The sequence below is a fragment of the Nocardia sp. CA-151230 genome, assembly GCF_050942175.1.
GTDB lineage: Bacteria > Actinomycetota > Actinomycetes > Mycobacteriales > Mycobacteriaceae > Nocardia.
Genome location: NZ_CP192061.1, coordinates 7,478,031 through 7,500,741, shown reverse-complemented (window position 1 = coordinate 7,500,741; position 22,711 = coordinate 7,478,031). Strand labels below are relative to the sequence as shown.

Here is a 22,711-nt window from a genome sequence, read left to right as displayed (position 1 = left end):
GGGATAGAGGAAGTGAAGCTGCTTTTCACCAATTTCGACGCAATGTTCGAATCCCTCGCCCGCCGTGACGGATTCGAGAGCGAATCCTGGCATCAGCAGGCGCTGTGCACCCAAACCGATCCCGAGGCATTCTTTCCCGACAAGGGCGGCTCCACCCGGGAGGCCAAGCGCATTTGCTCCTCCTGCGCTGTGCGCAAGGAATGCCTCGACTACGCAGTCACCCACGATCAGCGCTTCGGCATCTGGGGCGGCCTTTCACCGCGCGAGCGCCGTCGTTACGAGCGCGGCGCGGCCTGACGGAAATCGGACCCTTCTGGGTGATGCGGCTCAGCGCTGAGCACGGAATTGCCTGATCCTCGCGCGGGGAAGCGGTCGGGATCAGCAGCGTCAATCGATAGTCGCTCGTAAGAGACAGAATTCATTGGTCTCCGGATCGGCCAGGACCACGACCGGCTCGACAGCCGGTGATTCACCGCCGAACGGCGGTGCGTCGGGGCCGACCGGAACCGCGCCCGCGGCCAGCAACCGGGCCGCCTCCACGACGGGATCGTCGCTGGGGAAGGTGACGAGATCCAGATGGAGACGGCTGCGCTCACCCGGCGCCGCCGGATCGAGCAGGAATTCCAGCCACGGGCCCTGCCCGGTAGCGGCCCGGATACCCGCGTAGCGGGCGGTCCGGTGGGTGAGCGGCCAGCCGCAGGCGGCGGACCAGAACTCGGCCAGCCGCGACGGGTCCCGGGTATCCATCACGATGGCCGCGATCGGACCGGTGTCCACGTAGTGCTCACGCGGCTCCAGCACACAGAACTCATTGCCCTCGGGATCGGCCAGCACCGTCCACGGCACCGCACCCTGGCCGATGTCCAGCCGGCGGGCGCCCAGGGCCAGCGCCCGGTCCACCTGCAGCCGCTGATGATCCAGCGACCGGCTGCACAGATCCAGGTGGATGCGGTTCTTGGCGGTCTTGCGCCGCCGCGACGGGAGGAAGGTGAGCGCCACGTCCGCGGCATCCGGGTCCGGTGCGGCGACATCGACTTCGCCGGGCCGGTCCACCGTCACCTCCCAGCCCAGCAGCTCGGCCCAGAACCGGGCCGCCGCACTGGGCTCGACCGCATCGAACACCACGCAGGCCAGACGGGTGGACATCCTTCCACGGTAACCGGCGGGCGGGGTGGCGCGTATCAGGTTTCGGCGAACCGGAAGCGGGCGCGCCGCAGGTCCACGCGGCCATCCGCGATCGGACAACCCTCGGCGGCCAGCTCGGCCAGTTGCCGATGCGCCAAATGTGGTGCGGGCGTACCGGTTGCGCGCAGCACCCGGTGCCACGGCAGATCCGCGGAATCGGTACGCATGATCCAGCCGACCGTGCGGGGCGTGGACAGACCCGCGGCGGCCGCGATATCCCCGTAGGTGGCGACCCGGCCGGGCGGAATGGCCGCGACCAGTTCGCGCACCCGCTCGACTTCGGCTTCGGTGGTTGGCATTTCGCGCCTCCTGGGTCAGAGCAGGGCACGGACCAGCGCGGCGGTCTGCACCGGCCGCGCCTGCGCGACCATGTGGTCGCAATCGAATTCGTGGACGGTGAGCCGGTCACCCAGATGAGCGGTGAGCGCCGCGCGGAAGTCCGGAGACACCAGCGGCGGGTTCACCTTCATCGCCTGCACCATGACCGTCGGCAGCTCGCGGGGCGGCAGCACGAAGTCCCGGGCGATCTCACCCCAGAAGGCGATGATCGCGGGCATGGTCATGCGCCAGCCCACGCGGCCGTTCGCGGTGGGCACCAGGTGCTCCGCCAGCTCGGCATCCAGGACCGCCGGGTCCACCTCGGCCCACGAGGTCTCCAGCTTGTCGAAGCGAGCCTGTTCGAGGCTCTCGTAATCCGGCGCCGCCAGCATGGAATTCGCGATGGTCAGCATGCGCTCGGGTTCCAGGCCGATGGCCGGATCCAGCAGTACCAGCCCGCGCACCAGCTCCGGGCGGCGATGCGCCAGATGCACCGCGGTGGCCGCGCCGAACGAATGCCCGAGCACCACCACGGGTTCGCTCGTCTCGTGCTCCAGCAGCGCCGCGAGATCATCGACGAGAGTTTCGAAATCCCACGGCGGCACGCCGGGCGACCTCCCGTGCCCCCGCAGATCCGGTGCAATGATCCGGACATCGGGGAGATGCTCGTCGGCCAGCGCCTGCCAGCGCCGGCCGTGGCCCGTCAACCCGTGCAATGCCAGCACGACCGGACCGGTCGGGGGACCGAAACGATGACTATGAAGCTCCACCACGCCGCCCATTCTGCTGCCTGCGCCCGATATGAACAGCTTCCGGACTGTGATCGGCGGCACGGCCAACTCATGGCAAACGAAACCTGTCGGGGCGGTCTGTTGAAATAGCCGACGTGATGCGATCGGATAGCTCGGTGCAATTGGTGCGCCGGGCCGAGGCGGAAACCCCCTCACGGGAGTGGGACGCCGCCCTCCGGCCGCTGTTCGACGACCTCGGCGCCGACCCCGGCTGGCAGCCCTGGCAGGTGCTCGGCGGGCCCGGGACCGGCAAGACCGCGCTGCTGGTCGATCTGGCCGCGGGGCGCATCCTGGCCGGGGCCGCACCCGAATCGGTGCTGGTGCTCACCTACACCAAGCGCGCCGCCACCGCCGTGCGCGCCGCCATCACCGCCCGCGTCGCCGCGGCCGATCCGGAACTGGGCGGGGTGCCCGGCGCCACCCGCGGGCCGCTGGTGCGGACCATCCACTCCTACGCCTTCGGACTGCTGCGTTCCTTCGCGGCGGCGCACGGCAATCCGCCGCCGCGCCTGCTCACCGGATCCGAGCAGGACATCGTGGTGCGCGAACTGCTGCGCGGCGACCTCGCCGACGGCGCCGCGGCATGGCCCGAAAGGCTGCATCCCGCGCTGCCCGCCGCCGGATTCGCCGAACAATTGCGGGACCTCATGTTGCGGGCCACCGAACGCGGTCTGGGGCCCGAGGATCTCATCGAACTCGGGCGCGCCCACGGCCACCCGGAATGGGTCGCCGCCGGGCGCTTCGCCGAACGCTACGAGCAGATCATGATGCTGCGCTGGTCGGTCGGCATGGACGTGCCCGAGGCCAGCGCCCCCGCCCTCGACGCCGCCGAACTCGTCACGGCCGCCCTCGACGCCTTCTACACCGACCCCGAACTGCTTGCCGCCGAACGTAATCGGCTGCACTGCATTCTCGCCGACGACGCCCAGCACCTCGATCCCCATGCCGCCCAGCTCATCCGCGCCCTGGGCGGCGGCGCCGCCACCACGGTCATCGCCGCCGACCCCGACCAGGCCGTCTACACCTTCCGCGGCGCCGACCCCCGCTTCGCCGCCGACCCCGAAGGCCCCGCCGACCGCCGAATCATCCTGCGTCACAACCACCGCTCCACCCCGGCTATCCAGGAAATAGCCGACCGCATAGCCGCCCGCCTCCCCGGCGCCGCGCCCCACCGCACTCCACCCGCCGATCCGCGCCCCACCGCCGCCACCTTCGATTTCCTCCACGAGATCGCCGCCGGCCTCGTGGCCGGCGGCGAATCTCGTGGTGCCACAACCCCGCCGCACATCGACGGCCCAGCCGGTACATCGGGACCGGACGACGCGACGCCCATGACCGCCAACGGCAGCACCCGCCGTTCGAACGGCATCCGGCACGCCGCCGCGGCCCCGCCGGGCACGATCGGCGATTCGGTGCGGGTGCAGGTGCTGACCACACCGGCCAAGGAGGCGGCACTGATCGCTGATCATCTGCGGCGCGCGCACCTCACCCACGGGGTGCCCTGGTCGCACATGGCGGTGATCGTGCGGTCGGTGCCGCTGTCGCTGGCGCCGCTGCGGCGGGCGCTGCTGGCCGCCGGTGTGCCGGTGCGGCAACCGCCGGCGGATGTTCCGCTCGCGCGGCGGCGGGGTGCGGTGTGGATGTTGCTGGCGCTGCGGGCCGTAACCGCGGGCGATCCGACGTCGGTGCGGCATCCGCGTCCGATTGCATTCACCGCCGACGACGCGCTCGACCTGCTGGCCGGACCGCTGGGCGGGGCAGACCAGATCAGCCTGCGGCGGCTGCGGCGCGGTATCCGGCGCACGGTCATGGAGCTCGGATATCCGGAGCGCGCGGCGGAGGACGACGCCGAGCGCGATTCGATCGACGCGGCCGAATCCGATGCGACGGAATCGGATACGACAGGCAGCGGGCGGCCCTCCGAGTCGCCGGGTGCGGATGCGGGCTCGTCCGCTGTCGCACAGCCGCGTGGCGACAGCCCGGCCCGGCCGCGACCGGACGCCGAATTCGACCGGGACGCGGAGCGATTCGCCGACTTGGATCGGTCGTCGGCGGAGATTCTGCGGGATCTGCTGGTGGGGGCCGGGAATCGGGTGGTGCTGGAGAAGCTCACGCCGGTGGAGGCCGCGCCGCTGCGCCGGGTGCTGAAGGCGCTGGGGCGGGCGCGGAAGGTGCGGCGGGACGGGGGCGGGCTGGAAGACGTGATGTGGGGGGTGTGGACGAGCTCCACGCTGGAGCGGCGGTGGGTGGGGCAGTCCGAGCGCGGGGGAGCGGTCGGGATGCAGGCCGATCGGGATCTCGACGCGGTGGTCGGGTTGTTCGAGGCGGCCGCGGCGTATGTGGACCGGCTGCCGCGCGCCACCATCGAGGGATTCGTGGAATACCTGGAGCAGCAGGAGATTCCGCAGGACAACGCACCGGTCACCGATCCGGGCGAGGCGGTGACCATCTGCAGCGCGCACGCGGCCGCCGGGCGGGAGTGGGACACCGTGGCGGTGGCGGCAGTGCAGGAGGGCATCTGGCCCAATCTGCGGCCGCGCGGCACTCTGCTCGGCGTCGAGGATCTGGTGGATCTGCTCGCGGGCGTGGGCGGTTCGGGGGAGAAGGTGAGCCGGGCCGCGCCGCTGCTGGCCGAGGAGCGGCGACTGCTGCTGGTGGCGTGCAGCCGGGCGCGCCGGTCGCTGCTGGTGACCGCGGTCGAATCCGTCACGGGGGACCAGGATCTGGTGCCGTCGCGGTTCCTGGCCGACATGGACGGCGAGGCCGCCGACGGACAGCCCGGCCGGATCCCGCCGCCGGTGGACCCGGGCCGCGCCCTGGCCATGCACGCCCTCATCGCCGAATTGCGTGCCGCCGCCTGCGATCCCGAGACCGAGCCGGAGCGTCGCCTGCGCGCGGCCCGGCAGCTGGCGCGGCTGGCGGAGGCCGGAGTGCGCGGCGCACACCCGGACGACTGGTACGGCACCGCGGAGCTCTCCTCCACGAATCCGCTGTGGGACAGCGAAGACGGCGCGATCTCGCTGTCGCCGTCCACAGTGGATCAGCTGAAGACCTGCCCGCTGCGCTGGGCACTGGAACGGCACGGCGGCGGGGACGGCGAGAACCCGCACGCGCTCAAGGGCAATCTGGTGCACACCCTGGTGCAGGCGCTGGCCGGGCAGGTCAGCGAGGACCAGGTCAAACAGGCCCTGGCGAAGGCGTGGAAGAAGGTCGACCCCACCGCCCGCGACGGCGAGAACTGGCACTCCCGGGCGGAACTGCGCCGCACCGAGACCATGGTCGACACCTTCCTGGCCTGGCTGCGCAATACCCGCGACGAGCTCACCGCCATCGGCGTCGAGGTGCCGGTGGACTGCGTGCTGCCCGCCCGCGGCCCCGGCGAACAGCCGGTGCGGATCAGCGGCCGGGTGGACCGGGTGGAGCGAGATGCCCTGGGCCGCTTCGTCATCGTCGATGTGAAGACCGGCAAGACCCCCATCTCCAAGCAGGCCGCCGAGGAGCACGCACAGCTGGCCACCTATCAGGTCGCCGCCGCCGAGGGCGCGCTCGGCGAGGGCGAGCCCGGCGGCGCGCGCCTGGTCTACGTGGCCAAGCCCAGCAGCAAGGAGGGTGCGACCCAGCGCACCCAGCCGCCACTGGACGCGGACGGAATCGAGACCTGGCGCACCGTCATCCACGACGCCGCCGATGCCTCCAAGGGCCCCAGCTACCTCGCCATGCGCAATGACGGCTGCCGTCACTGCAAGGTCGCCGGCAGCTGCCCCGTGCAGGACACCGGCCGGCAGGTGACGGACCGGTGAATGCGGCATCGCGTAGCGATTCCGTGGGGGGTGATGGCCGGGCGACGGGCGGGCCAACCCCGCGTCAACTCGCCGACGCGCTGGGCCTGCCGCCGCCCACCGACGAACAAGCCGCCGTCATCGCCGCCCCGCCGGGACCCACCCTGGTGGTGGCGGGCGCGGGCGCGGGCAAGACCGAGACCATGGCCGCCCGCGTGGTCTGGATGGTGGCCAACGGCCTGGTCGAACCCGAACAGGTGCTGGGACTGACCTTCACCCGCAAGGCCGCCCAGCAGCTCACCCAGCGCATCCGGACCCGCCTGGCCCGGCTGGCCGGCGCGCCGGTGGTGCGCGACATCGACCCCACCGGCCAGCTGCGTGCCCAGCTCGCCTCGTCCGAACCGGAGATCAGCACCTACCACTCCTACGCGGGCAGGCTGCTCACCGAATACGGCCTGCTGCTGCCGGTCGAACCCACCGCCACCCTGCTCACCCAGACCCAGCTGTGGCAGCTCGCCTACCGGGTCGTCTCCACCTGGGACGGCGATCTCGACACCGACCGCAGCCCCGTCGGCGTCACCGAGGCCGTGCTCGCCCTCTCCGGCCAGCTCGCCGAACACCTGGTGGAACCGCACCAATTGGCCACGGCCCACCTGGAATTGGAGCGCCTGGTCCACACTCTCCCCGCCGGACCCCGGCAGAAGGGCGGCCCGAAGAGGGCCCTTCTCGACCTTCTCGAAGCCCAGCACGAGCGTGTCGCCCTGCTCCCCCTGGTGGATCGCCTCGCCGAGGAACTGCGCCGCCGCGGCGCCCTGGACTTCGGCGCACAAATGTCCTTGTCCGCCCGCCTGGCCGCCACCCACGCGGAAGTCGGTGCGGCCGAACGTGATCGCTTCCGCCTGGTCCTCCTGGACGAATACCAGGACACCGGCCACTCCCAGCGTATCCTGCTCTCCTCCCTCTTCGGTGCGACGGATCCGCCCGACCCGGCCGCAGCACGGACCCGGCAGCCGCTGGCCGTGACCGCGGTCGGCGACCCCATGCAGTCGATCTACGGTTGGCGTGGCGCGTCGGCGGCCAATCTGCCGCGCTTCGCCACCGACTTCCCCAGTGCCCCAGGGATTCCCGCGCCGATCCTGCCGCTGCTCACCAGCTGGCGGAATCCGCCGGAGGCCCTGGATCTGGCCAATCTGGTATCGGATCCCCTGCGCGAGCGGGCGGCGCGCGGCGGGGGAGTGACGGTGGACGCGCTGCGGCCCCGCCCAGACGCCACGGCCGGACTGGTCGCCTTTGCGCTCGCGGAAACCGTTGCGGTGGAACGAGAGTGGGTCGCCGAACGGATCGCCGCAGAATGGGGGGCCGCGAGCGACGCGGGCGACCCGCCGCCCACCTCCGCGGTGCTGGTGCGGCGCAATGCCGATGCCGCCCCGCTCGCGGAAGCCCTGCGGGAGCGCGGATTACCCGTGGAGATCGTCGGCCTCGGCGGGCTGCTGCACACGCCGGAGGTCGCCGATATCGTCGCCACCCTGCGTCTGGTCGCCGACCCGTCGGCGGGTAGCGCGGCGGTGCGCATCCTGACCGGTGCCCGCTGGCGGATCGGTGTCGCTGACATCGCGGCCCTGTCCCGCCGTGCCCGGGAGCTGTCCATCCGCCGACCCGCCGGGCAGACCGACGCCATCACCGACACCGCCACCCTGGACGAGGCGCTGCGCGAGGTCGCGCCCGAACCCGCCGAGAAGGCCGGACTCGGCGACGCCATCGCCGATCCCGGTGAGCCGGACCAGTATTCGGCCCAGGGCTTCGCCCGCATCACGGCCCTCGGCCGCGAGCTCTCCGCGCTGCGCGAACGGGCCGGGCAGCCGCTGGCCGAACTGGTCGCCGATGTGGAGCGCACCATCGGCGTCGGTGTGGAGACCCAGGCCCGCCGCACGCACGCGGCCGCCGGGCGCGAGCACCTCGACGCCTTCGCCGAGGTGGTGGCCGGATACTCCGCCGACCACCGCTCCTCCCTGTCCGGCCTGCTCGACTTCCTCACCGCCGCAGAAGAGGTCGAAAACGGTTTGGAGCCAGGCGAAGTCGAGGTCGCCCACGACCGCGTCCAGGTGCTCACCGTCCATGCGGCCAAGGGCCTCGAATGGGAGGTGGTCGCGGTTCCGCACGTGGTGGACGGCACCTTCCCATCCGGCACCGGCACCGCGACCTGGATGGGCGCGCTCGCCGAACTTCCGACCGTGCTGCGCGGTGACCGCGAGCAGGAGGACGCCACGGACGGCGTCCCCGTCCTCGACCTGGCCGACCTCTACGACCGCGCCGACCTGGAACGCGCCCTCGACCAACACAAGAAGGCACTCGCGGCCCGCCGCCTCGACGAGGAACGCCGCTTGTTCTACGTGGCCCTCACCCGCACCGAGCGCGCCCTGTTCGTCTCCGCCCACCACTGGTCGGAGACCGGCTCGAAACCCAAGGGCCCCTCCGCTTTTCTGCTCGAACTCAAACACGAGACCGAGGCCCCGGGCTCGGAACTGGCGCGCGGTGTGCACATCGACCGCTGGGATGATCCGCCCCTGCCCGACACCCCCAATCCCTTCACCGACAACCCGCAGACCGCCACCTGGCCGCGCGACCCGCTCGGCTCCCGCCGCGAATTCGTGGAGGAGGGGGTGACCCTGGTCAAGGCCGCACTCGACACCCTGCGCGCCGAATCCCGGCCGCAGCAGACGGAACTCGACTTCGGACCCGAATTCGGCGGCACCCCAGCCGAACCCGAGCCCGAGGACGAGGATCCTGAAGGCTGGGCCGAGGATGTCAGCGCCCTCATCGCCGAGCACCGCGCCGCCGAACAGGCCGTGCGCGAGGTCGAGCTGCCCGGCCAGCTCGCCGCCACCGCCCTGGTCGACCTGAGCGCCGATCCCGCGAAACTCGCCGCCCGCCTGCGCCGTCCGCTCCCGTACCCGCCCAGCCCCTACACCCGCCGCGGCACCGCCTTCCACGCCTGGCTGCAGCGCTGGTTCGGCGGCGCGCGCCTGCTCGGCTTCGAGGAACTGCCCGGCGCGGCCGACATCACCGACACCGATGCCGACCTGATGCGTCTGCAGGAGGCCTTCCTCGCCTCCCCGTGGGCCGACCGCAATCCCGTCGAGGTGGAGATCTCCTTCGAAACCACCGTCGCGGGCACCGTGATTCGCGGCCGCATGGATGCCGTCTTCCGCCGCCCCGACGGCACCTGGGTCATCGTCGACTGGAAGACCGGTGCGGAACCGCAACGCGCCGACGAGGATTCGGTCGCCGTCCAGCTCGCCGTCTACCGGCTCGCGTGGGCCCGTCTGGAGGCCGCCCGCAGTGGCCGCGCCGAATCCGACCTGCTGGCCGAGACGGTCGCCGCCTTCCACTACGTCCGCACCGGCCGCACCATCGCCCCCGAACACCTGCCCGGCCCAGCCGAACTCGCCGCCATCATCACCGACGCGGCCCCGCGCCGGACCCAGCCTACCCCGCCCGAACCCCCGCTCCCGCCCGAGCCGGACGACGACGACCCGGGTCCCGCCGAGCCCACCGATGTCGAAATGCTGCGTCTCCCGGCCGCTTCGGGACGACTCGTACCCGCCGGATTCGACGATGAACCCGCGCCCGGGTTCGAACCGCCGCCCGACCCGGAAGCGCCACCCGGCCCGGACGCGCCACCGCCCTCGGCGCCGATGCCCACCGAGCGCGCCGATGCCCGCCCGGTCTCACACCGGGATCCCGTGCCGGGCTTCGATTTCCCACCCGATTTCGAGCCGCCACCCGATCCGGAGTCGGTGCCGCCGGACCCGCTGCATTGAGCCCCGGACCGCCGCCCGACTTCGCGACGCGCGCCCGCCGACACCGCCGCATGCCGTTTCGCCCGGTACGCTCCGGACCTGTGCCGCAGCCAGAAGTGCCCGAAATGACCGGTGATTCACGTGTTCGGTGACTCCTCGCGCGGACTGGCCGGTCTCACCGAGCGGCCCGACTTCGCGCTGGTCGGCGTCCTGCGGGTCCCCTCCGCCCAGTCCAGTCCCTGGTACTCGCTGGTGCGACGGCTGGGCCTGGCGATGCTGCTGCTGGTGGGGGCCACCCTGGTGGTGTACATCGGACGCGACGGCTACCACGACAACGCCCGCGACCGGATGGGCCTGCTGGACTGCGCCTACTACGCCACGGTGTCGCTGTCGACCACCGGCTACGGCGACATCACACCTGTCACTCCCACCGCGCGGCTCATCAATATTCTCATTGTCACGCCGCTGCGGATCCTGTTCCTCATCGTCCTTGTCGGCACCACCCTGGCGGTGCTCACCGAGCGGTCCCGGCAGGCGTTCAAGATTCAGCGATGGAGGCGCACCGTGCGTAATCACACCGTGGTAGTCGGCTACGGCACCAAGGGCCGCACCGCAGTGGACGCCATGCTGGCCGACGGCGCGCAGGCCGGCGACATCGTGGTGGTCGACACCGACCCGCAGGTGCTCGAATTCGCCGCCAATGCCGGACTGGTGACGGTGCACGGCTCGGCCACCAAGTCGGATGTGTTGCGGCTGGCCGGAGTTCAGCACGCCGCGGCCGTCGTGGTGGCCGCCAATCGCGACGACACCGCCGTCCTGGTCACCCTCACCGCCCGCGAAATCAATCCCAGGGCAAAGATTTCCGCGGCCGTGCGCGAGGCCGAGAACACCCACCTGCTGCGTCAGTCCGGCGCCGACTCGGTGGTGGTGTCCTCCGAGACCGCCGGCCGCCTGCTCGGCATCGCCACCACCACCCCGGCCGTGGTCGACATGATCGAGGACCTGCTCACCCCCGAGGCCGGCTTCGCCATCGCCGAACGCGACGTGGAGACCGAGGAGATCGGCGGCTCCCCGCGTCACCTGCGCGACATCGTGCTGGGCGTGGTCCGCGACGGCCGCCTCATCCGCGTCGGCGATCCCGAGACCGACGCCCTCGAAACCGGGGACAAGCTCCTCTATCTGCGCCGCGTCCACGCCTGACGATCACGCCCGTCTAGTCTCGGGGTGTGTCAGGTTTCCAGCTGAATGCCGTTCCGGTGCTGTCCCGTACCTCACTCGATCGAGCCGAAGACCTCCGCTCCGACGAACAGGCCCTCAAAGAGGGCTGGGCCCAGGCCAAGCTCCTGCGAATGAACAAGCGCGGCCAGGTCCGCGTCGACAACGGGACCGTGGTGCTCGAGCCCGCACTCACCCTCGCCCCCGAACGCGCGCCCGAGGCCGTCTTCCTCGGCGTGGACGACGGCACCCACCTGTGGGCCGTGCGCGACAACACCATCGAGGGCACGCTGGCCGACCTGCGTGCCTACGGTTCCACCCTGGACCTCGACGATTTCGGCACCGGCCTGCTCTCCACCGCCATCGCCCTGCTGAATTGGCACGACAAGGCGGCCTTCAGCGCCGTCGACGGCACCCCGACCACAGCTGCCAACGGCGGCTGGTCGCGCATCAGCGAAACCGGGCACGAGGATTTCCCGCGTACCGACCCGGCGGTCATCTGCCTCATCCACGACGGCGGCGACCGCGTGCTGCTCGCTCGCCAGCACACCTGGCCGCAGGGATTGTTCTCACTGCTGGCCGGTTTCGTGGAGGCGGGGGAGTCCCTGGAACGCTGCGTCGAACGCGAGATCAAGGAGGAGGTCGGTGTCGACGTCCGCGAGATCCGCTACCTGGGCAGCCAGCCCTGGCCCTTCCCGCGCTCGCTCATGCTCGGCTTCGCCGCCGTCGCCGACCCGGACCAGCCGCTGGCCTTCCACGACGGCGAGATCGCCGAGGCCTACTGGTTCACCCGCGACGAGGTGCGGGCCGCGCTGGCCGCGGGTGCGTGGGGATCGCCCACCGGGGGCACCGCCGGCGAGGCGAAACTGCTACTGCCGGGGTCGATTTCGATCGCCCGGACCATTGTCGAATCCTGGGCCGCCGAAAGCTGATCGGGCACAACAAGAAGCCGCACACCTGCTGGTGTGCGGCTTCTTTCTTTCATCCCCGGGGCTAGCCGATGGCGGCCAGGGCCTCTTTCACCTGTACCAGGGTGGGGTTGGTGGCCGTCGAGCCGTCGCGGTACTTCACGGTCGGCACAACGTGATTGCCGTTGTTCACACTGCCCACGAATTCGGCGGCATCGGGGTGGTCCTCGATGTCGATCACCTCGTAGGTGATGCCGGCCTCGTCGAGCTGCTTCTTGAGGCGACGGCAGTAGCCGCACCAGGTCGTCGAGTACATGGTCAGATCGGTAGCAGTCACGGTCGGTGCAACATACTCGCCGCTGATCGTGTTCCCCGCGCAGGGTCGGTTGTGAGTCGATCGACCCTGTTCCGAACCGATCGAAGATCAGGGGTTGACGCAGAAGTACTAAGCGCGCATACTAATTGCATGACGTTCATCGCTGAAGCCTCCGCCACCTCGACCGCCACCCCCGCCGCCTTCTTCACCAAGTGGGCCGACATGGCCACCTGGCCCGAGTGGAACCAGGACACCGAGTGGGTCACCCTCGACGGCCCCTTCCAGCAGGGCGCGACCGGCACCCTCAAGCCCAAGGGCGGCCCCAAGACCAAGTTCGTCGTCACCAAGCTCACCGACACCGAATTCATCGACTCGTCCAAGCTGATCGGCGCGCGGCTGATCTTCGCCCACGAGGTCACCACCGACGGTGAGCGCACCACCGTGAAGGTCCGCATCACCATGGAGGGCCCGCTGCGCGGCCTCTGGAACAAGATCATGGGCGGCAATCTCGCCAAGTCCCTGCAGGGCGATGTCGAGGCGCTGGTCGCGGCCGCCGAGGCGGTGCTGGTATGAGTACCAGGTACTGGCTCGCCGTCGTCTCCCGCGATCATGTCCGCCGGGGTGTGGAACTCGGCTTCGCGCAGGCCAATCACGGCAAGCGCGCGGCCGTGGAACGCATGAAGGCCGGGGACGGACTGGTCTACTACTCGCCCCGCACCGGTATGCGCGAGGGCGAACCGATCAAATCCTTCACCGCCATCGGCACCGTCGCCGATGGCCCGGCCTGGCAGGTCGAGGAACAGGGCGGCTGCTTCCGCCCCTGGCGGCGCGCGGTCGACTACGACCGCGCGGCCCGCCAGGTCCCCATCGACGACCTGCGCACCGAGCTCGACCTGACCAGCGTCCCCAACTGGGGGATCGTGCTGCGCCGCGGCCTGGTCGAGCTCACCGCCCATGATTTCGACCTCATTTCCCGCGCTATGGTCGGGCAGTGATGGCGAATGACGGACTGCGCACCGAATTCGAGCACGCCGACGAAAGTCCCGGTCTCTTGCTCTGGCAGGTGACCAACCGCTGGCAGGCCGCGCAACGCGCGGCACTGGCCCCCTTCGACCTGACTCACGTCCAATTCGTCCTGCTCGCCTCCCTGACCTGGCTCACCGGCGGGTCGGGCGGCGATCCCGTCACCCAGCGCGACCTCGCCGACCACGCCGCCACGGACCCCATGATGACCTCCCAGGTGCTGCGCACCCTGGAACAGAAGGGCCTGCTGGAACGGCGCGACCACCCCACCGACCGCCGCGCCAAATCCCTCGTTGCCACCGAATCCGGTGCGGCTCTGGTCAATCGGGCCATCGGCGCCGTCGAAACCTGCGACCGCGACTTCTTCGCCCCCCTCGGCGACCGCACCCCCCGGTTCACCGCGGCATTGCGCCGGCTTCGCGACCGCGGCTAGTCCAGCTCTCCCACAGCAGCGGCCACAGCACCAGCGCCACGCCGAGGGCCACCACACCTGTCGGAGGGCACTGTCATGATGGAGCGCGTGACTGCCGCGACCACCCAGGCCCAGCTCCGGCTCGACGACCTCGATGCCGAGCAGGCCGCGGCCGTGCGCGCACCCCGGGGACCGGTCTGCGTGCTGGCGGGCGCGGGCACCGGCAAGACGCGCACCATCACCCATCGCATCGCGCACCTGGTCTCGGCCGGGCATGTGCGCGCCGACCAGGTGCTGTCGGTGACCTTCACCGCCCGCGCGGCGGGGGAGCTGCGGAATCGGCTGCGGGCACTGGGTTTGAGCGGTGAGGCCGGGCAGGTCCAGGCGCGGACCTTCCATGCCGCGGCCCTGCGGCAGCTCAAATACTTCTGGCCGCAGGTCGTCGGCGAGGTGCCGTGGCGGCTGATCGACGGCAAGTTCCCCATCGTGGCCCAGGCCGCCGGCCGGGCCGGGCTGCCCACCGACACCGATAGCCTGCGCGACCTGATCGGTGAGATCGAATGGGCCAAGGGCTCGCTCGTCGCGCCCGAGGACTATGCGGGTGAGGCGGCCCGCCGCCACCGCGATGTGCCCTACGAGGCGAAGAAGGTCTCGGCGGTCTACACCTACTACGAGGCCCTGAAGAACACCCCCGATGGGCTACTGCTCGATTTCGACGATCTGCTGCTGCACACCGCGGCCGCGCTCGAGGACTATTCGTCCGTGGCCGAGGAGTTCCGCGGCCGCTACCGGTGTTTCGTGGTGGACGAGTACCAGGACGTCACCCCGCTGCAGCAGCGGGTGCTCGACGCCTGGCTCGGCGATCGCGACGACCTGACGGTGGTCGGCGACGCCAACCAGACCATCTACTCCTTCACCGGAGCCAGCCCGGCCTATCTGCTCGACTTCTCCCGCCGCTTCCCCGACGCCACCGTCGTCCGTCTGGAACGCGACTTTCGCTCCACCCCGCAGGTGGTGTCGCTGGCCAACCGGGTGATCGGTGCGGCCCGTGGCCGCATCGCGGGCACCCGGCTGCAGCTCATCGGCCAGCGCGCCGACGGCCCGGAACCGACCTTCGCCGAATTCGACGACGAGCCCGCCGAGGCTGCCGCCGTCGCCAAGGCCGTCGCCAAACTGCTCGGAAACGGTGTTCCCGCAGCGGAAATCGCGATCCTCTACCGCATCAACGCGCAATCGGAGGTCTACGAGCAGGCCCTCACCGAGGCGGGCATCCCGTATCAGGTGCGCGGCGGCGAGGGCTTCTTCCATCGGCCCGAGGTGCGGCAGGCGGTGTCGGCGCTGCGCACGGCCGCCAATCGCGACGACCTGCCCGACGCCCGCGGCGAGCAGCTGGTCACCCTGGTGCGCGCGGCGCTGGCCCAGGTCGGGCTCACCAAGGAGGAGCCGGTCGGCGCCCAGGCCCGCGAACGCTGGTCCTCGCTGATGGCGCTGGTCCAGCTCACCGAGGAACTCGCCGAACAGGATCCGGACCTGGAACTGACCGGCCTGCTGCGCGAGCTGGCCGCCCGCGCCGAGGCCCGGCACCCTCCGACCGTGCAGGGCGTCACCCTGGCCTCGCTGCACGCCGCCAAGGGCCTGGAGTGGGACGCCGTCTTCCTGGTCGGCCTGGCCGACGGCACCCTGCCCATCCAGCATGTACTCGGCCCGGACGCAACGGTTTCCGACGAGGCCGCCCTCGAGGAGGAACGTCGTCTGCTCTACGTCGGCGTCACGCGCGCCCGGGAGCACCTCCAATTGTCCTGGGCCCTGGCCCGTTCCGCGGGCGGCCGCAAGGTGCGCCGCCGTTCCCGCTTCCTCATCGGCCTGGTCCCCGACGACTCTCCGGCCTCGCGCATCGCCGCCCACACCACCGAACGTCCCAACGGTCCCAAGCGCATCCACCCGACCTGCCGCATCTGCGGTCGGCCGCTGCTGAATACGCAGGCCACCATGCTCGGCCGCTGCTCCCGCTGCCCCGCCGACATCGACCCGGAACTGCTGGAAGCACTGAAGGAATGGCGCCGCGAGAAGGCCGAGGAGCTGTCACTGCCACATTTTGTGGTGTTCAGCGATACGACCCTGACCGCCATCGCCGAACAGCGCCCGGCCGACGACCGAGCCTTGGTCGCGATCCCCGGCATCGGGGCCAAAAAACTGCGCACATACGGCGCGGATGTCCTCGCGATCGTCCGGTCGCGACTACGGGACTCTTCCTAGTCCGTGCGAAGAATGTGTGCAAGCCCCTAAAACCGCAGGTCAAAAATAGGTTGTGCGCATTCGTATAGGTACCTAGTGTGGTTCTCACGCACCGGGGAAGAACCCGCGTGTTCCAAGCACTGATCGCATACGAGTGAAGGAGGGAGGCAGACCGATGAACAACATTTCGAGCTTCGTTTCGACCGGCAGCATCGCCGGCCGTTTGGCGACGGCACGTGTCATTTCCGTCGCGTCCGTCTCCCGGGGGATCCTCGCGCCCAAGGGGATTCGTATGTCCGGCATGAATGGCGATCTTGGTCTTCAGGTCTTTGCAAGCAAAGCCCAAGCGGATCAGCAGATCGTGATCAAGCAGGACAAGCCCAAGGGTGACTGGCACCCGGCTGCCGTGTACGCGGCCGTCGAAACCCTCGCAGTCGCAACCGGAACCGAGCGTCCGGTGCATCTGCTGGCAGCCCGTCCCCGCACTACCGACCCAGCGACCGTGATCAGGAGTCGACACCGAAGTCGACTCAGGTAGGGAATCACTCCCAGACCTCCTGGCCACGGATCGCGAACCCCGCGAAACCGTGGCCATAGTTTTATCGGCCCTGCAGCCACCGGCACCGGTTTCGCGAAACACCGAACGACCGATGCACGAGCTGAAGGAGCCCGACGTGTCCACCACGGTCATCCGTGAACGAGTGACATGCCGCAACACCGTGGCCAACACGACTACCCGCACCCGCCGGGGAGTCACCATCACCCTGCCCTGCCGAGTCGGCAACCCGGACCTCTGGTTCGCCGAGGCCCCCGCCCAGCTGGAAGAGGCGAAGGCGCTGTGCGCGTCCTGCCCGATCCGTCAGGGCTGCCTGTCGGCCGCACTGGATCGCGGTGAGCCCTGGGGTGTCTGGGGCGGTGAGATCTTCGACCAGGGTGTCGTGATCGCCCGCAAGCGCCCGCGTGGCCGCCCGCGCAAGGTCGCGGTGGCATGACCGCCCCGGCTTCCGGGGGAGTAGAACGCATACGACCCGCTTACCAGACGGTAGGCGGGTCGTTTTGCGTCGCAGGGGAATTCAGCTCGCGGCGCGAAGGGTCTCGATGTAGCCGGGGACCCAGTCGTTCATGAGCTTCATGAAGGGGATTTCGGCGTCGAGCTGGGCGCAGATCCCAACCGAGCCGCCGAGGACTCGGAAGATCATCACGTGTTCCGCCGGGAGTTGCAGGGAGCGAGCGGTTTTCATCATCTCGGCATTGGAGATGTCGGTGGCCTTGCCCGCCACGCGCTGCATCCACCGGCGGGTGAAGTGGAAGGTTTCGGTTTTGATGGGGTCGCTGAAGGGGCGCAGGTAGTCCTGGATCTCCTGGATGCTCACGGTCTTGCCCGGGATGACCCAGCCGTTGTCGTGCAGCAGCGCCGTCAGTTCGTCGTAGCGCTGCTGGACCTCGAGCGCCACCATCTGGCCCAGGATCTTGGGGAAGCCATTGGGCAGGGGAGCGCAGGCGCCGTAGTCGATGACCGCGAGGCGGCCGTCCTCGAGCACCATGAAGTTGCCCGGATGCGGATCGGCGTGCAGCAGGCCCGCGATCGACGGTGAGCTGAAATGGAATTCGCCCATCAGCGAGGCCGTCCGATTACGCAGGTCGACCGTGCCGGCCGGGTCGGTCATGCCGCGCTGAATGATCGTCGAGACCGGGGTGGCATTGTCCAGCCACTCGGTGACGATCACCTTCGGCGCGCTGGCCACCACCTTCGGCACCAGGAAGCGCGGGTGCCCGTCGTAGGCCCGGGCGAACTGGCGCTGATGCCCGGCCTCGATCCGGTAGTCCAGCTCCTCCTCGGTGCGCTCACTGATCTCGGCGAGGATCGGCTTGATATCCGCGCCCGGAATGAGCGCGCCCATCATGCCCGCCATCCGGTTGAGCGTCTTGAGATCGGCGCGCAGCGCCTCGTCGGCGCCCGGGTACTGCACCTTGACCGCGACCACCCGGCCGTCGGACCAGATCGCCTTGTGCACCTGGCCGATGCTGGCCGAGGCGGTGGGCGCGTCGTCGAATTCCTTGAAGCGCTGCCGCCAGCCGGTTCCCAGCTGCTGGTCCAGCTGCCGGTGCACGGCCGCGGCCGGCATGGGCGGCGCGGCGGCCTGCAGCTTGGTGAGCGCCTCGCGATAGTGCTCGCCGAACTCCTCCGGAACGGCGGCCTCCATCACCGACAGCGCCTGACCGAACTTCATGGCGCCGCCCTTGAGCTCACCGAGGACGGCGAAGAGCTGTTCGGCGGCCTTCTGATTCAGCTCGGCGTTGATCTCCTGCTTGTCTCCCCCGGCAAGTTTGCGGCCGAAACCCACGGCCGCCCGCCCTGCGATGCCGAGTGGAATCTTGGCCAGCTTGGCATTGCGGGAAGAGCGCTTGCTCACAATCTCTGACACGTTCCCATCATGCCGATGTCCCAGACGGTCCGCCATGGGATTGGGGTGTTCTTCCGGGTTAGCGGCAATAGTGGTTTCCATCACACCACCGCGCTTTCATGGCAACCGCAGTTCGGATGGACAGGCCATGGACGCCGATCCAGGTGCGGAATCTCCGGATCCAATTCGAGCGTGGCATGCAGCGTGGCCGGTGGGCGCTCCGCCCGGCCGAAGGACACGGTCTCGATCTCCTTCAGCGCCAGGGCCGCGGTCATGGCCACCCCCGCCGGGGACGCGTACCCGACCCGCCCCAGCAGCTGCGCCGCCAGTTGCGGCCACGCCGGTTCGGACTCGGCGCGGTACAGGTCCGCGCAACGCAGACAACCGGTTTCGCCCGGCAGCACCAGCGGGCCGACGATCCCGCGCCCATCGCGGATACGGACCTGCAGATGGGGAATGCGGCGGCGCATGAGCGCGGCCACCAGGGCCGGATCCGGGACCAGGGTGTCGGACAGTACGAGCAGATCCGGCCGTTCCGCCTCGAGACTCTCGATATCCGGCTCTCCGTAGCCGGCGTGGGAGTGCTTGGCCCGCAGCCCGATTCGGCGCAGGCCCTCCAGCAGTGCGTCCGCCAGCGGTCCGCGGCCGTGGACCCGCACCTTCCGCAACCGTGCCCGCGGCTCATCCGCGGCCAGTAGCTCCGCGGCCGCCATCTGCTCGAGCAGCGACTGTGCGATATCGGTCCCGAATCCCAATTCCCTGGCCTGCCAGAGAATCTCGGCCTCGGTGCGGGACCCGTCCAGTAGCCGCAGCAGCGCGGGCACCGCCTCGATCGGCCCCGGCGGTTGCAGGATGACCGCGTGCTCGGGATCCCAGCCGAGCTGGACCGCGCCATTCGGGCGCACCAGCACGGAGATTCGGGGATGGAGCATCGGTCCACGGGTCGGCAGCACAGTCGTCATGCCATCAGCGTGCATGCTCCCGGAAACGCGGAAACCCGCGAAAACGCTTGTTCATCAGCGCTTTCCCGGGTTATCCACAACTCAGGTCGGGGCCTTGCGCCCATCCACAGGTCAGGCGGTGGCGTCGCCTTCGGGCTTGTCGCCGGTGGAATCCTCGCCCTTGCCTTCCTTTTCGGCGCGCTCCCGCGCCTCCGTCTCGGCCAGCTGCGCCAGCGGATCGTCGAACACCGCCGCGCCGCCGCCCAGCACCGAATCGACGAAGCCCGTCGGGGCGTCCAGGTCGGAGGAGTCGGGCAGCAGGTCCGGGTGCGCCCACACGCCGTCGCGCTTCTCCAGCCCGACGTCGGTGGTCAGCCGCCGCCACAGCGCCGCGGCCTCGCGCACCTTGCGTGGCCGCAGCTCCAGGCCGACGAGGGTCGCGAAGGTCTGCTCGGCCGGCCCGCCGGTGGCGCGGCGTCGGCGCAGCGTCTCGGCCAGGGCGCCCGCACCGGGCAGCCGATCGCCCACGGCGTCGGTGACCACGGTCTCCACCCAGCCCTCGATGAGGGCCAGCAGCGTCTCCAGCCGCTCCAGCGCGGCCTTCTGCTCGGGGGTGGTCTGCGGTTCGAACGTGCCCTGCGACAGCAGCTCTTCCAGCTTCGACGGATCCTGCGCCAGCGTCATGGGATCCAGGTTCTGGGCGGCCTGCTCGATGGCCGAGAAGTCCATCTTGATGCCGCGCGCGTAGTCCTCCACCGCGCCCAGCACCTGCTGGCGCAGCCACGGCACATGCGCGAACAGTCGCTGGTGCGCGGCCTCGCGGGCGGCCAGGTAGACCAGGATCTCGCTCTCCGGCTGCTCGAGCCCGGCGCTGAATTCCGAGATGGCCGCGGGCAGCAGCGCCGCGGTGCCGTCGGGACCCAGCGGCAGGCCGATGTCGGTGGAGGTCAGCACCTCCCTGGCGAGCTGGCCCAGGGCCTGGCCCAGCTGCGACCCGAACGCGAGTCCGCCCATCTGGCCGAGCATTCCGAACATCGGCGCCGCGAATTCCCTGGCCTCGGTCGGGAGTGTGGCCGTCCACATGCCCGAAACCTGTTCGGCCACCGGATCACACAGCCGTTTCCAGGTGGGCAGCGTCTCTTCGATCCAGTCGTTGGCGGTCCACGCGACGGTCTTGGTCGCGCCCGCGGGGAAGGTGGTGACGGCGTCGAGCCACAGCTCCGCCAGGTGCGCCGCGTCGGCGACCGCGCTCTGCGCGCCGGACGAGACGGGCGGGACACTGGACCCGAGCTGCTGGCGGGCCAGCCGCTTGGCGATGTCGTAATTGACCGGACCGGTCTGCGTGCCCGGCTGTCCCATGCTCGAGAACATGGCACCCAGCTGCGTCAGCATCTGACCGAGTTGCGAGGGATCGAATCCGCCGCCGCCCGGACCGCCCATGGCAAATCCGAACGGGTTGTTCGCACCAGAACCGCTGGACTGGTCACCGGGCTTGCGCTCCGGATCGTCGTCGCGATTCGAGAATCCGAACGGAAAATCACTCATACCCACTACGGTACTGGAGCCGTGGACGACGCGAACCGCCGAGCGGAGCGCGGCAATGGCCTCGATGACCAGTACCCTTGGCCGCGTGAACCGTCGGATATTCACCTTGCTCGCCGCTCTGATCCCGATTCTGGCGCTGGGCATACTGGGCAGTGTCGTCACCGTTCCGTTCGTGGCGCTCGGACCAGGGCCGACCTTCAATACGCTGGGCGAAGTCGACGGAAAACAGGTGGTCGATGTGCGGGGCGCGCCGGTGAAACCGGTGTCCGGCAATCTCAATATGACGACCGTCTCCGTTCGCGATCGGCTGAATATTTTCGAGGCGATCGGCTTGTGGATCGACGGCCAGCACGGTTTGGTGCCGCGTGCGGAGGTCTATCCGCCGGGACAATCGCGTGATGATGTCGACAAATCCAATCAGCAGCAGTTCAAGGATTCCGAGGACTCCGCGGAATTGGCGGCCCTCAACTATCTGAAGCTGCCGACCGCGGTGCAGCTGGCGAATGTCGCCGACGACGGCCCGGCCAAGGACATGCTGAAGAAGGGCGACGAGATCGTCAGCATCGACGGTAAGCCGATCTCCACCACCAAAGACGTTGTGACCGCGGTCTCCTCGGCCAAGCCCGGCACCACCATCCCCGTGGTGGTCCGCCGCGACGGCGTCGAGCAGACCGCCGAGATCACCCTGGGCGCGCGCCCCGACGATTCCGGCAAGGGCTACCTCGGCATCACTCCCGACGAGATCAACAAGGGCCCGATCAAGGTCGACTTCAACCTCGGCGAGATCGGCGGCCCGTCGGCGGGCCTCATGTTCACCCTGGCCCTCATCGACAAGCTCACCACCGGTGACCTGTCCGGCGGCAAGTTCGTCGCGGGTACCGGCACCATCGACCCCGACGGCAAGGTCGGCCCGATCGGTGGCATCCAGTACAAGATGATCGCCGCCCGCGACGCCGGCGCCGAGACGTTCATGGTTCCCGCCGCCAACTGCAACGAGGCCGCTCAGCGCACGCCCGCGGGCCTGCGCCTGGTCAAGGTCGAAAACCTGTCCGGCGCAGTCCAATCGCTCGAGGACATCAACGCGGGCAAGGAAGTCACCAGCTGCGGCTGACCTCGTTCAGAAGTCGTCGGGATCGTTCTCCAGCGTGTGGCGCAGGGCTTCGACGAGATTCGGGGCGAGGTTGGGGGCGGTGCGCAGATCGAGGTCGCCGAAGGGATCCTCGTCCTCCTCGCTGGGGCGGACCTGCAGCAGCGACAGCGAGGTGCCATCGCGCAGGACGCCGACGAACAGACGGGCGTCGCGGCGCTCGGCGTGGGTCATGGCCGCGCGGCGGGCGGCCTGGTCGGCGGCGTCGCGGTCGGCGAGCAGGGGCGCGATGGCATCGTCGAGGGTCTGCTCGGCGGCCGGCGGCAGTACCACGATCTGCTGTACCAGTACACAGCCCTCGACCGACGGCGGCCAGCTGGTGGTGGCGAGGAACTCGTCGAGGGCCATGGCGTCGGCCTCGCCCGCGATGTCCTCCGGGAAAGGCTCCTGTGCAATGGGAGTCAGGGCGTCCTGCTCGTCCAGCTGATCCAGCAGCGCGGGTTCGGCGGCGACCAGGTCCGCGGTCCGTACCAGGGCGAACATCTGCGGCGGCCGGTCCCAGCCCTCGCCGTCGACATATTCCGCGACTTCCCGGATACACCGGTACAGGGCCGAGGCCGCCCACTGCTCAGGATTCACCCGGCAATCCTCGCATCCCGCCCGTGTCCGGCTCACGCGGCAGGTGTTCGGCCGCGCGGCGGGCGTTTTACGTAGAGTGGGGCGCGAACGGTCCCCTGGGACCAACTCGCAT

Annotated in this window: 20 protein-coding genes; 12 read left to right on the top strand and 8 right to left on the bottom strand. The window is 69.9% G+C overall.

The window, feature by feature from the left end; translation table 11 throughout:
* Positions 1-12 precede the first annotated feature (12 nt).
* Complete coding sequence (locus tag ACQP1O_RS35265; RefSeq protein ID WP_433562676.1) at positions 13-297, top strand: WhiB family transcriptional regulator; 285 nt, start codon at positions 13-15, stop codon at positions 295-297.
* 90 nt (positions 298-387) lie between these two features.
* Here ACQP1O_RS35265 and ACQP1O_RS35260 read toward each other — a convergent pair whose 3' ends face one another.
* From ACQP1O_RS35260 to ACQP1O_RS35250, 3 genes are read right to left on the bottom strand one after another with little or no spacing between them, the layout of a single operon-like run.
* Positions 388-1,146 (bottom strand): VOC family protein, encoded by a 759-nt coding sequence (locus ACQP1O_RS35260; protein ID WP_433562675.1) that lies wholly within the window; start codon positions 1,144-1,146, stop codon positions 388-390.
* A 35-nt stretch (positions 1,147-1,181) separates the two neighbouring features.
* Positions 1,182-1,484, bottom strand: coding sequence for an MGMT family protein (locus ACQP1O_RS35255; RefSeq protein ID WP_433562674.1), 303 nt, complete (start codon positions 1,482-1,484; stop codon positions 1,182-1,184).
* A gap of 15 nt (positions 1,485-1,499) precedes the next feature.
* Positions 1,500-2,285 carry an alpha/beta fold hydrolase gene (locus ACQP1O_RS35250; protein ID WP_433567894.1) on the bottom strand — a complete coding sequence of 262 codons (786 nt, stop codon included), beginning with the start codon at positions 2,283-2,285 and terminating at the stop codon, positions 1,500-1,502.
* Positions 2,286-2,392: 107 nt separating this feature from the next.
* On the opposite strand from ACQP1O_RS35250, the gene ACQP1O_RS35245 reads away from it, so the two are divergent.
* The 4 genes from ACQP1O_RS35245 (at position 2,393) to nudC (ending at position 12,020) form a co-directional block, all read left to right on the top strand.
* Entirely contained in the window at positions 2,393-6,094 is a 3,702-nt protein-coding gene (locus tag ACQP1O_RS35245) for an ATP-dependent helicase (RefSeq protein ID WP_433567893.1), read from the top strand.
* A 23-nt stretch (positions 6,095-6,117) separates the two neighbouring features.
* Entirely contained in the window at positions 6,118-9,894 is a 3,777-nt protein-coding gene (locus ACQP1O_RS35240) for an ATP-dependent helicase (protein ID WP_433562673.1), read from the top strand.
* A 120-nt stretch (positions 9,895-10,014) separates the two neighbouring features.
* Positions 10,015-11,073 (top strand): potassium channel family protein, encoded by a 1,059-nt coding sequence (locus ACQP1O_RS35235; RefSeq protein WP_433562672.1) that lies wholly within the window; start codon positions 10,015-10,017, stop codon positions 11,071-11,073.
* A gap of 26 nt (positions 11,074-11,099) precedes the next feature.
* Positions 11,100-12,020: an NAD(+) diphosphatase gene (gene nudC, locus ACQP1O_RS35230; protein WP_433562671.1), complete on the top strand. Its 921-nt coding sequence runs from the start codon at positions 11,100-11,102 to the stop codon at positions 12,018-12,020.
* Between the two features lie 61 nt (positions 12,021-12,081).
* Here nudC and ACQP1O_RS35225 read toward each other — a convergent pair whose 3' ends face one another.
* Positions 12,082-12,333, bottom strand: a complete 252-nt coding sequence (locus ACQP1O_RS35225; RefSeq protein WP_354840418.1) for a mycoredoxin — start codon at positions 12,331-12,333, stop codon at positions 12,082-12,084.
* 129 nt (positions 12,334-12,462) lie between these two features.
* On the opposite strand from ACQP1O_RS35225, the gene ACQP1O_RS35220 reads away from it, so the two are divergent.
* The 6 genes from ACQP1O_RS35220 to ACQP1O_RS35195 all read left to right on the top strand — a co-directional run bounded on the left by ACQP1O_RS35220 (position 12,463) and on the right by ACQP1O_RS35195 (position 16,974).
* Positions 12,463-12,885: an SRPBCC family protein gene (locus tag ACQP1O_RS35220; protein ID WP_364607743.1), complete on the top strand. Its 423-nt coding sequence runs from the start codon at positions 12,463-12,465 to the stop codon at positions 12,883-12,885.
* A complete protein-coding gene (locus tag ACQP1O_RS35215; RefSeq protein ID WP_433562670.1) occupies positions 12,882-13,307 on the top strand; it encodes an EVE domain-containing protein in 426 nt (141 codons plus the stop codon). Before ACQP1O_RS35220 ends, ACQP1O_RS35215 begins: the two co-directional genes overlap by 4 nt.
* Positions 13,307-13,768 carry a MarR family winged helix-turn-helix transcriptional regulator gene (locus ACQP1O_RS35210; RefSeq protein WP_433567892.1) on the top strand — a complete coding sequence of 154 codons (462 nt, stop codon included), beginning with the start codon at positions 13,307-13,309 and terminating at the stop codon, positions 13,766-13,768. The genes ACQP1O_RS35215 and ACQP1O_RS35210 overlap by 1 nt, the downstream gene beginning before the upstream one ends.
* A 78-nt stretch (positions 13,769-13,846) precedes the next feature.
* Positions 13,847-16,003 (top strand): ATP-dependent DNA helicase UvrD2, encoded by a 2,157-nt coding sequence (locus tag ACQP1O_RS35205; protein ID WP_433567891.1) that lies wholly within the window; start codon positions 13,847-13,849, stop codon positions 16,001-16,003.
* Between the two features lie 154 nt (positions 16,004-16,157).
* Positions 16,158-16,520 (top strand): hypothetical protein, encoded by a 363-nt coding sequence (locus ACQP1O_RS35200; RefSeq protein ID WP_433562669.1) that lies wholly within the window; start codon positions 16,158-16,160, stop codon positions 16,518-16,520.
* Positions 16,521-16,632: 112 nt separating this feature from the next.
* Positions 16,633-16,974 (top strand): WhiB family transcriptional regulator, encoded by a 342-nt coding sequence (locus ACQP1O_RS35195; RefSeq protein ID WP_379379392.1) that lies wholly within the window; start codon positions 16,633-16,635, stop codon positions 16,972-16,974.
* A gap of 81 nt (positions 16,975-17,055) precedes the next feature.
* Here ACQP1O_RS35195 and ACQP1O_RS35190 read toward each other — a convergent pair whose 3' ends face one another.
* From ACQP1O_RS35190 to ACQP1O_RS35180, 3 genes are all read right to left on the bottom strand, one after another.
* Positions 17,056-18,444 (bottom strand): ABC1 kinase family protein, encoded by a 1,389-nt coding sequence (locus ACQP1O_RS35190; protein ID WP_433562668.1) that lies wholly within the window; start codon positions 18,442-18,444, stop codon positions 17,056-17,058.
* A gap of 44 nt (positions 18,445-18,488) precedes the next feature.
* Positions 18,489-19,349, bottom strand: a complete 861-nt coding sequence (locus ACQP1O_RS35185) for a TOMM precursor leader peptide-binding protein (protein ID WP_433562667.1) — start codon at positions 19,347-19,349, stop codon at positions 18,489-18,491.
* Between the two features lie 111 nt (positions 19,350-19,460).
* A complete protein-coding gene (locus tag ACQP1O_RS35180; RefSeq protein ID WP_433562666.1) occupies positions 19,461-20,873 on the bottom strand; it encodes a zinc-dependent metalloprotease in 1,413 nt (470 codons plus the stop codon).
* Between the two features lie 85 nt (positions 20,874-20,958).
* Between ACQP1O_RS35180 and ACQP1O_RS35175 the strand changes: the two genes are divergently transcribed.
* Positions 20,959-21,984 (top strand): YlbL family protein, encoded by a 1,026-nt coding sequence (locus tag ACQP1O_RS35175; protein WP_433562665.1) that lies wholly within the window; start codon positions 20,959-20,961, stop codon positions 21,982-21,984.
* Between the two features lie 6 nt (positions 21,985-21,990).
* Here the strand turns inward: ACQP1O_RS35175 and ACQP1O_RS35170 are convergent, their stop codons facing one another.
* Positions 21,991-22,599, bottom strand: a complete 609-nt coding sequence (locus ACQP1O_RS35170) for a PPA1309 family protein (protein ID WP_433562664.1) — start codon at positions 22,597-22,599, stop codon at positions 21,991-21,993.
* Positions 22,600-22,711 lie beyond the last annotated feature (112 nt).

What these genes read in the sequence shown, in the direction of transcription:
- ACQP1O_RS35250 (WP_433567894.1), bottom strand. Translation starts at nt 2,285, where the DNA reads ATGGGCGGCGTGGTGGAGCTTCATAGTCATCGTTTCGGTCCCCCGACC.
- ACQP1O_RS35220 (WP_364607743.1), top strand. Translation starts at nt 12,463, where the DNA reads ATGACGTTCATCGCTGAAGCCTCCGCCACCTCGACCGCCACCCCCGCC.
- ACQP1O_RS35185 (WP_433562667.1), bottom strand. Translation starts at nt 19,349, where the DNA reads ATGACGACTGTGCTGCCGACCCGTGGACCGATGCTCCATCCCCGAATC.
- ACQP1O_RS35205 (WP_433567891.1), top strand. Translation starts at nt 13,847, where the DNA reads ATGGAGCGCGTGACTGCCGCGACCACCCAGGCCCAGCTCCGGCTCGAC.
- ACQP1O_RS35260 (WP_433562675.1), bottom strand. Translation starts at nt 1,146, where the DNA reads ATGTCCACCCGTCTGGCCTGCGTGGTGTTCGATGCGGTCGAGCCCAGT.
- ACQP1O_RS35245 (WP_433567893.1), top strand. Translation starts at nt 2,393, where the DNA reads ATGCGATCGGATAGCTCGGTGCAATTGGTGCGCCGGGCCGAGGCGGAA.
- ACQP1O_RS35190 (WP_433562668.1), bottom strand. Translation starts at nt 18,444, where the DNA reads ATGGCGGACCGTCTGGGACATCGGCATGATGGGAACGTGTCAGAGATT.
- ACQP1O_RS35215 (WP_433562670.1), top strand. Translation starts at nt 12,882, where the DNA reads ATGAGTACCAGGTACTGGCTCGCCGTCGTCTCCCGCGATCATGTCCGC.
- ACQP1O_RS35180 (WP_433562666.1), bottom strand. Translation starts at nt 20,873, where the DNA reads ATGAGTGATTTTCCGTTCGGATTCTCGAATCGCGACGACGATCCGGAG.
- ACQP1O_RS35195 (WP_379379392.1), top strand. Translation starts at nt 16,633, where the DNA reads ATGCACGAGCTGAAGGAGCCCGACGTGTCCACCACGGTCATCCGTGAA.
- ACQP1O_RS35255 (WP_433562674.1), bottom strand. Translation starts at nt 1,484, where the DNA reads ATGCCAACCACCGAAGCCGAAGTCGAGCGGGTGCGCGAACTGGTCGCG.
- ACQP1O_RS35200 (WP_433562669.1), top strand. Translation starts at nt 16,158, where the DNA reads ATGAACAACATTTCGAGCTTCGTTTCGACCGGCAGCATCGCCGGCCGT.
- ACQP1O_RS35210 (WP_433567892.1), top strand. Translation starts at nt 13,307, where the DNA reads ATGGCGAATGACGGACTGCGCACCGAATTCGAGCACGCCGACGAAAGT.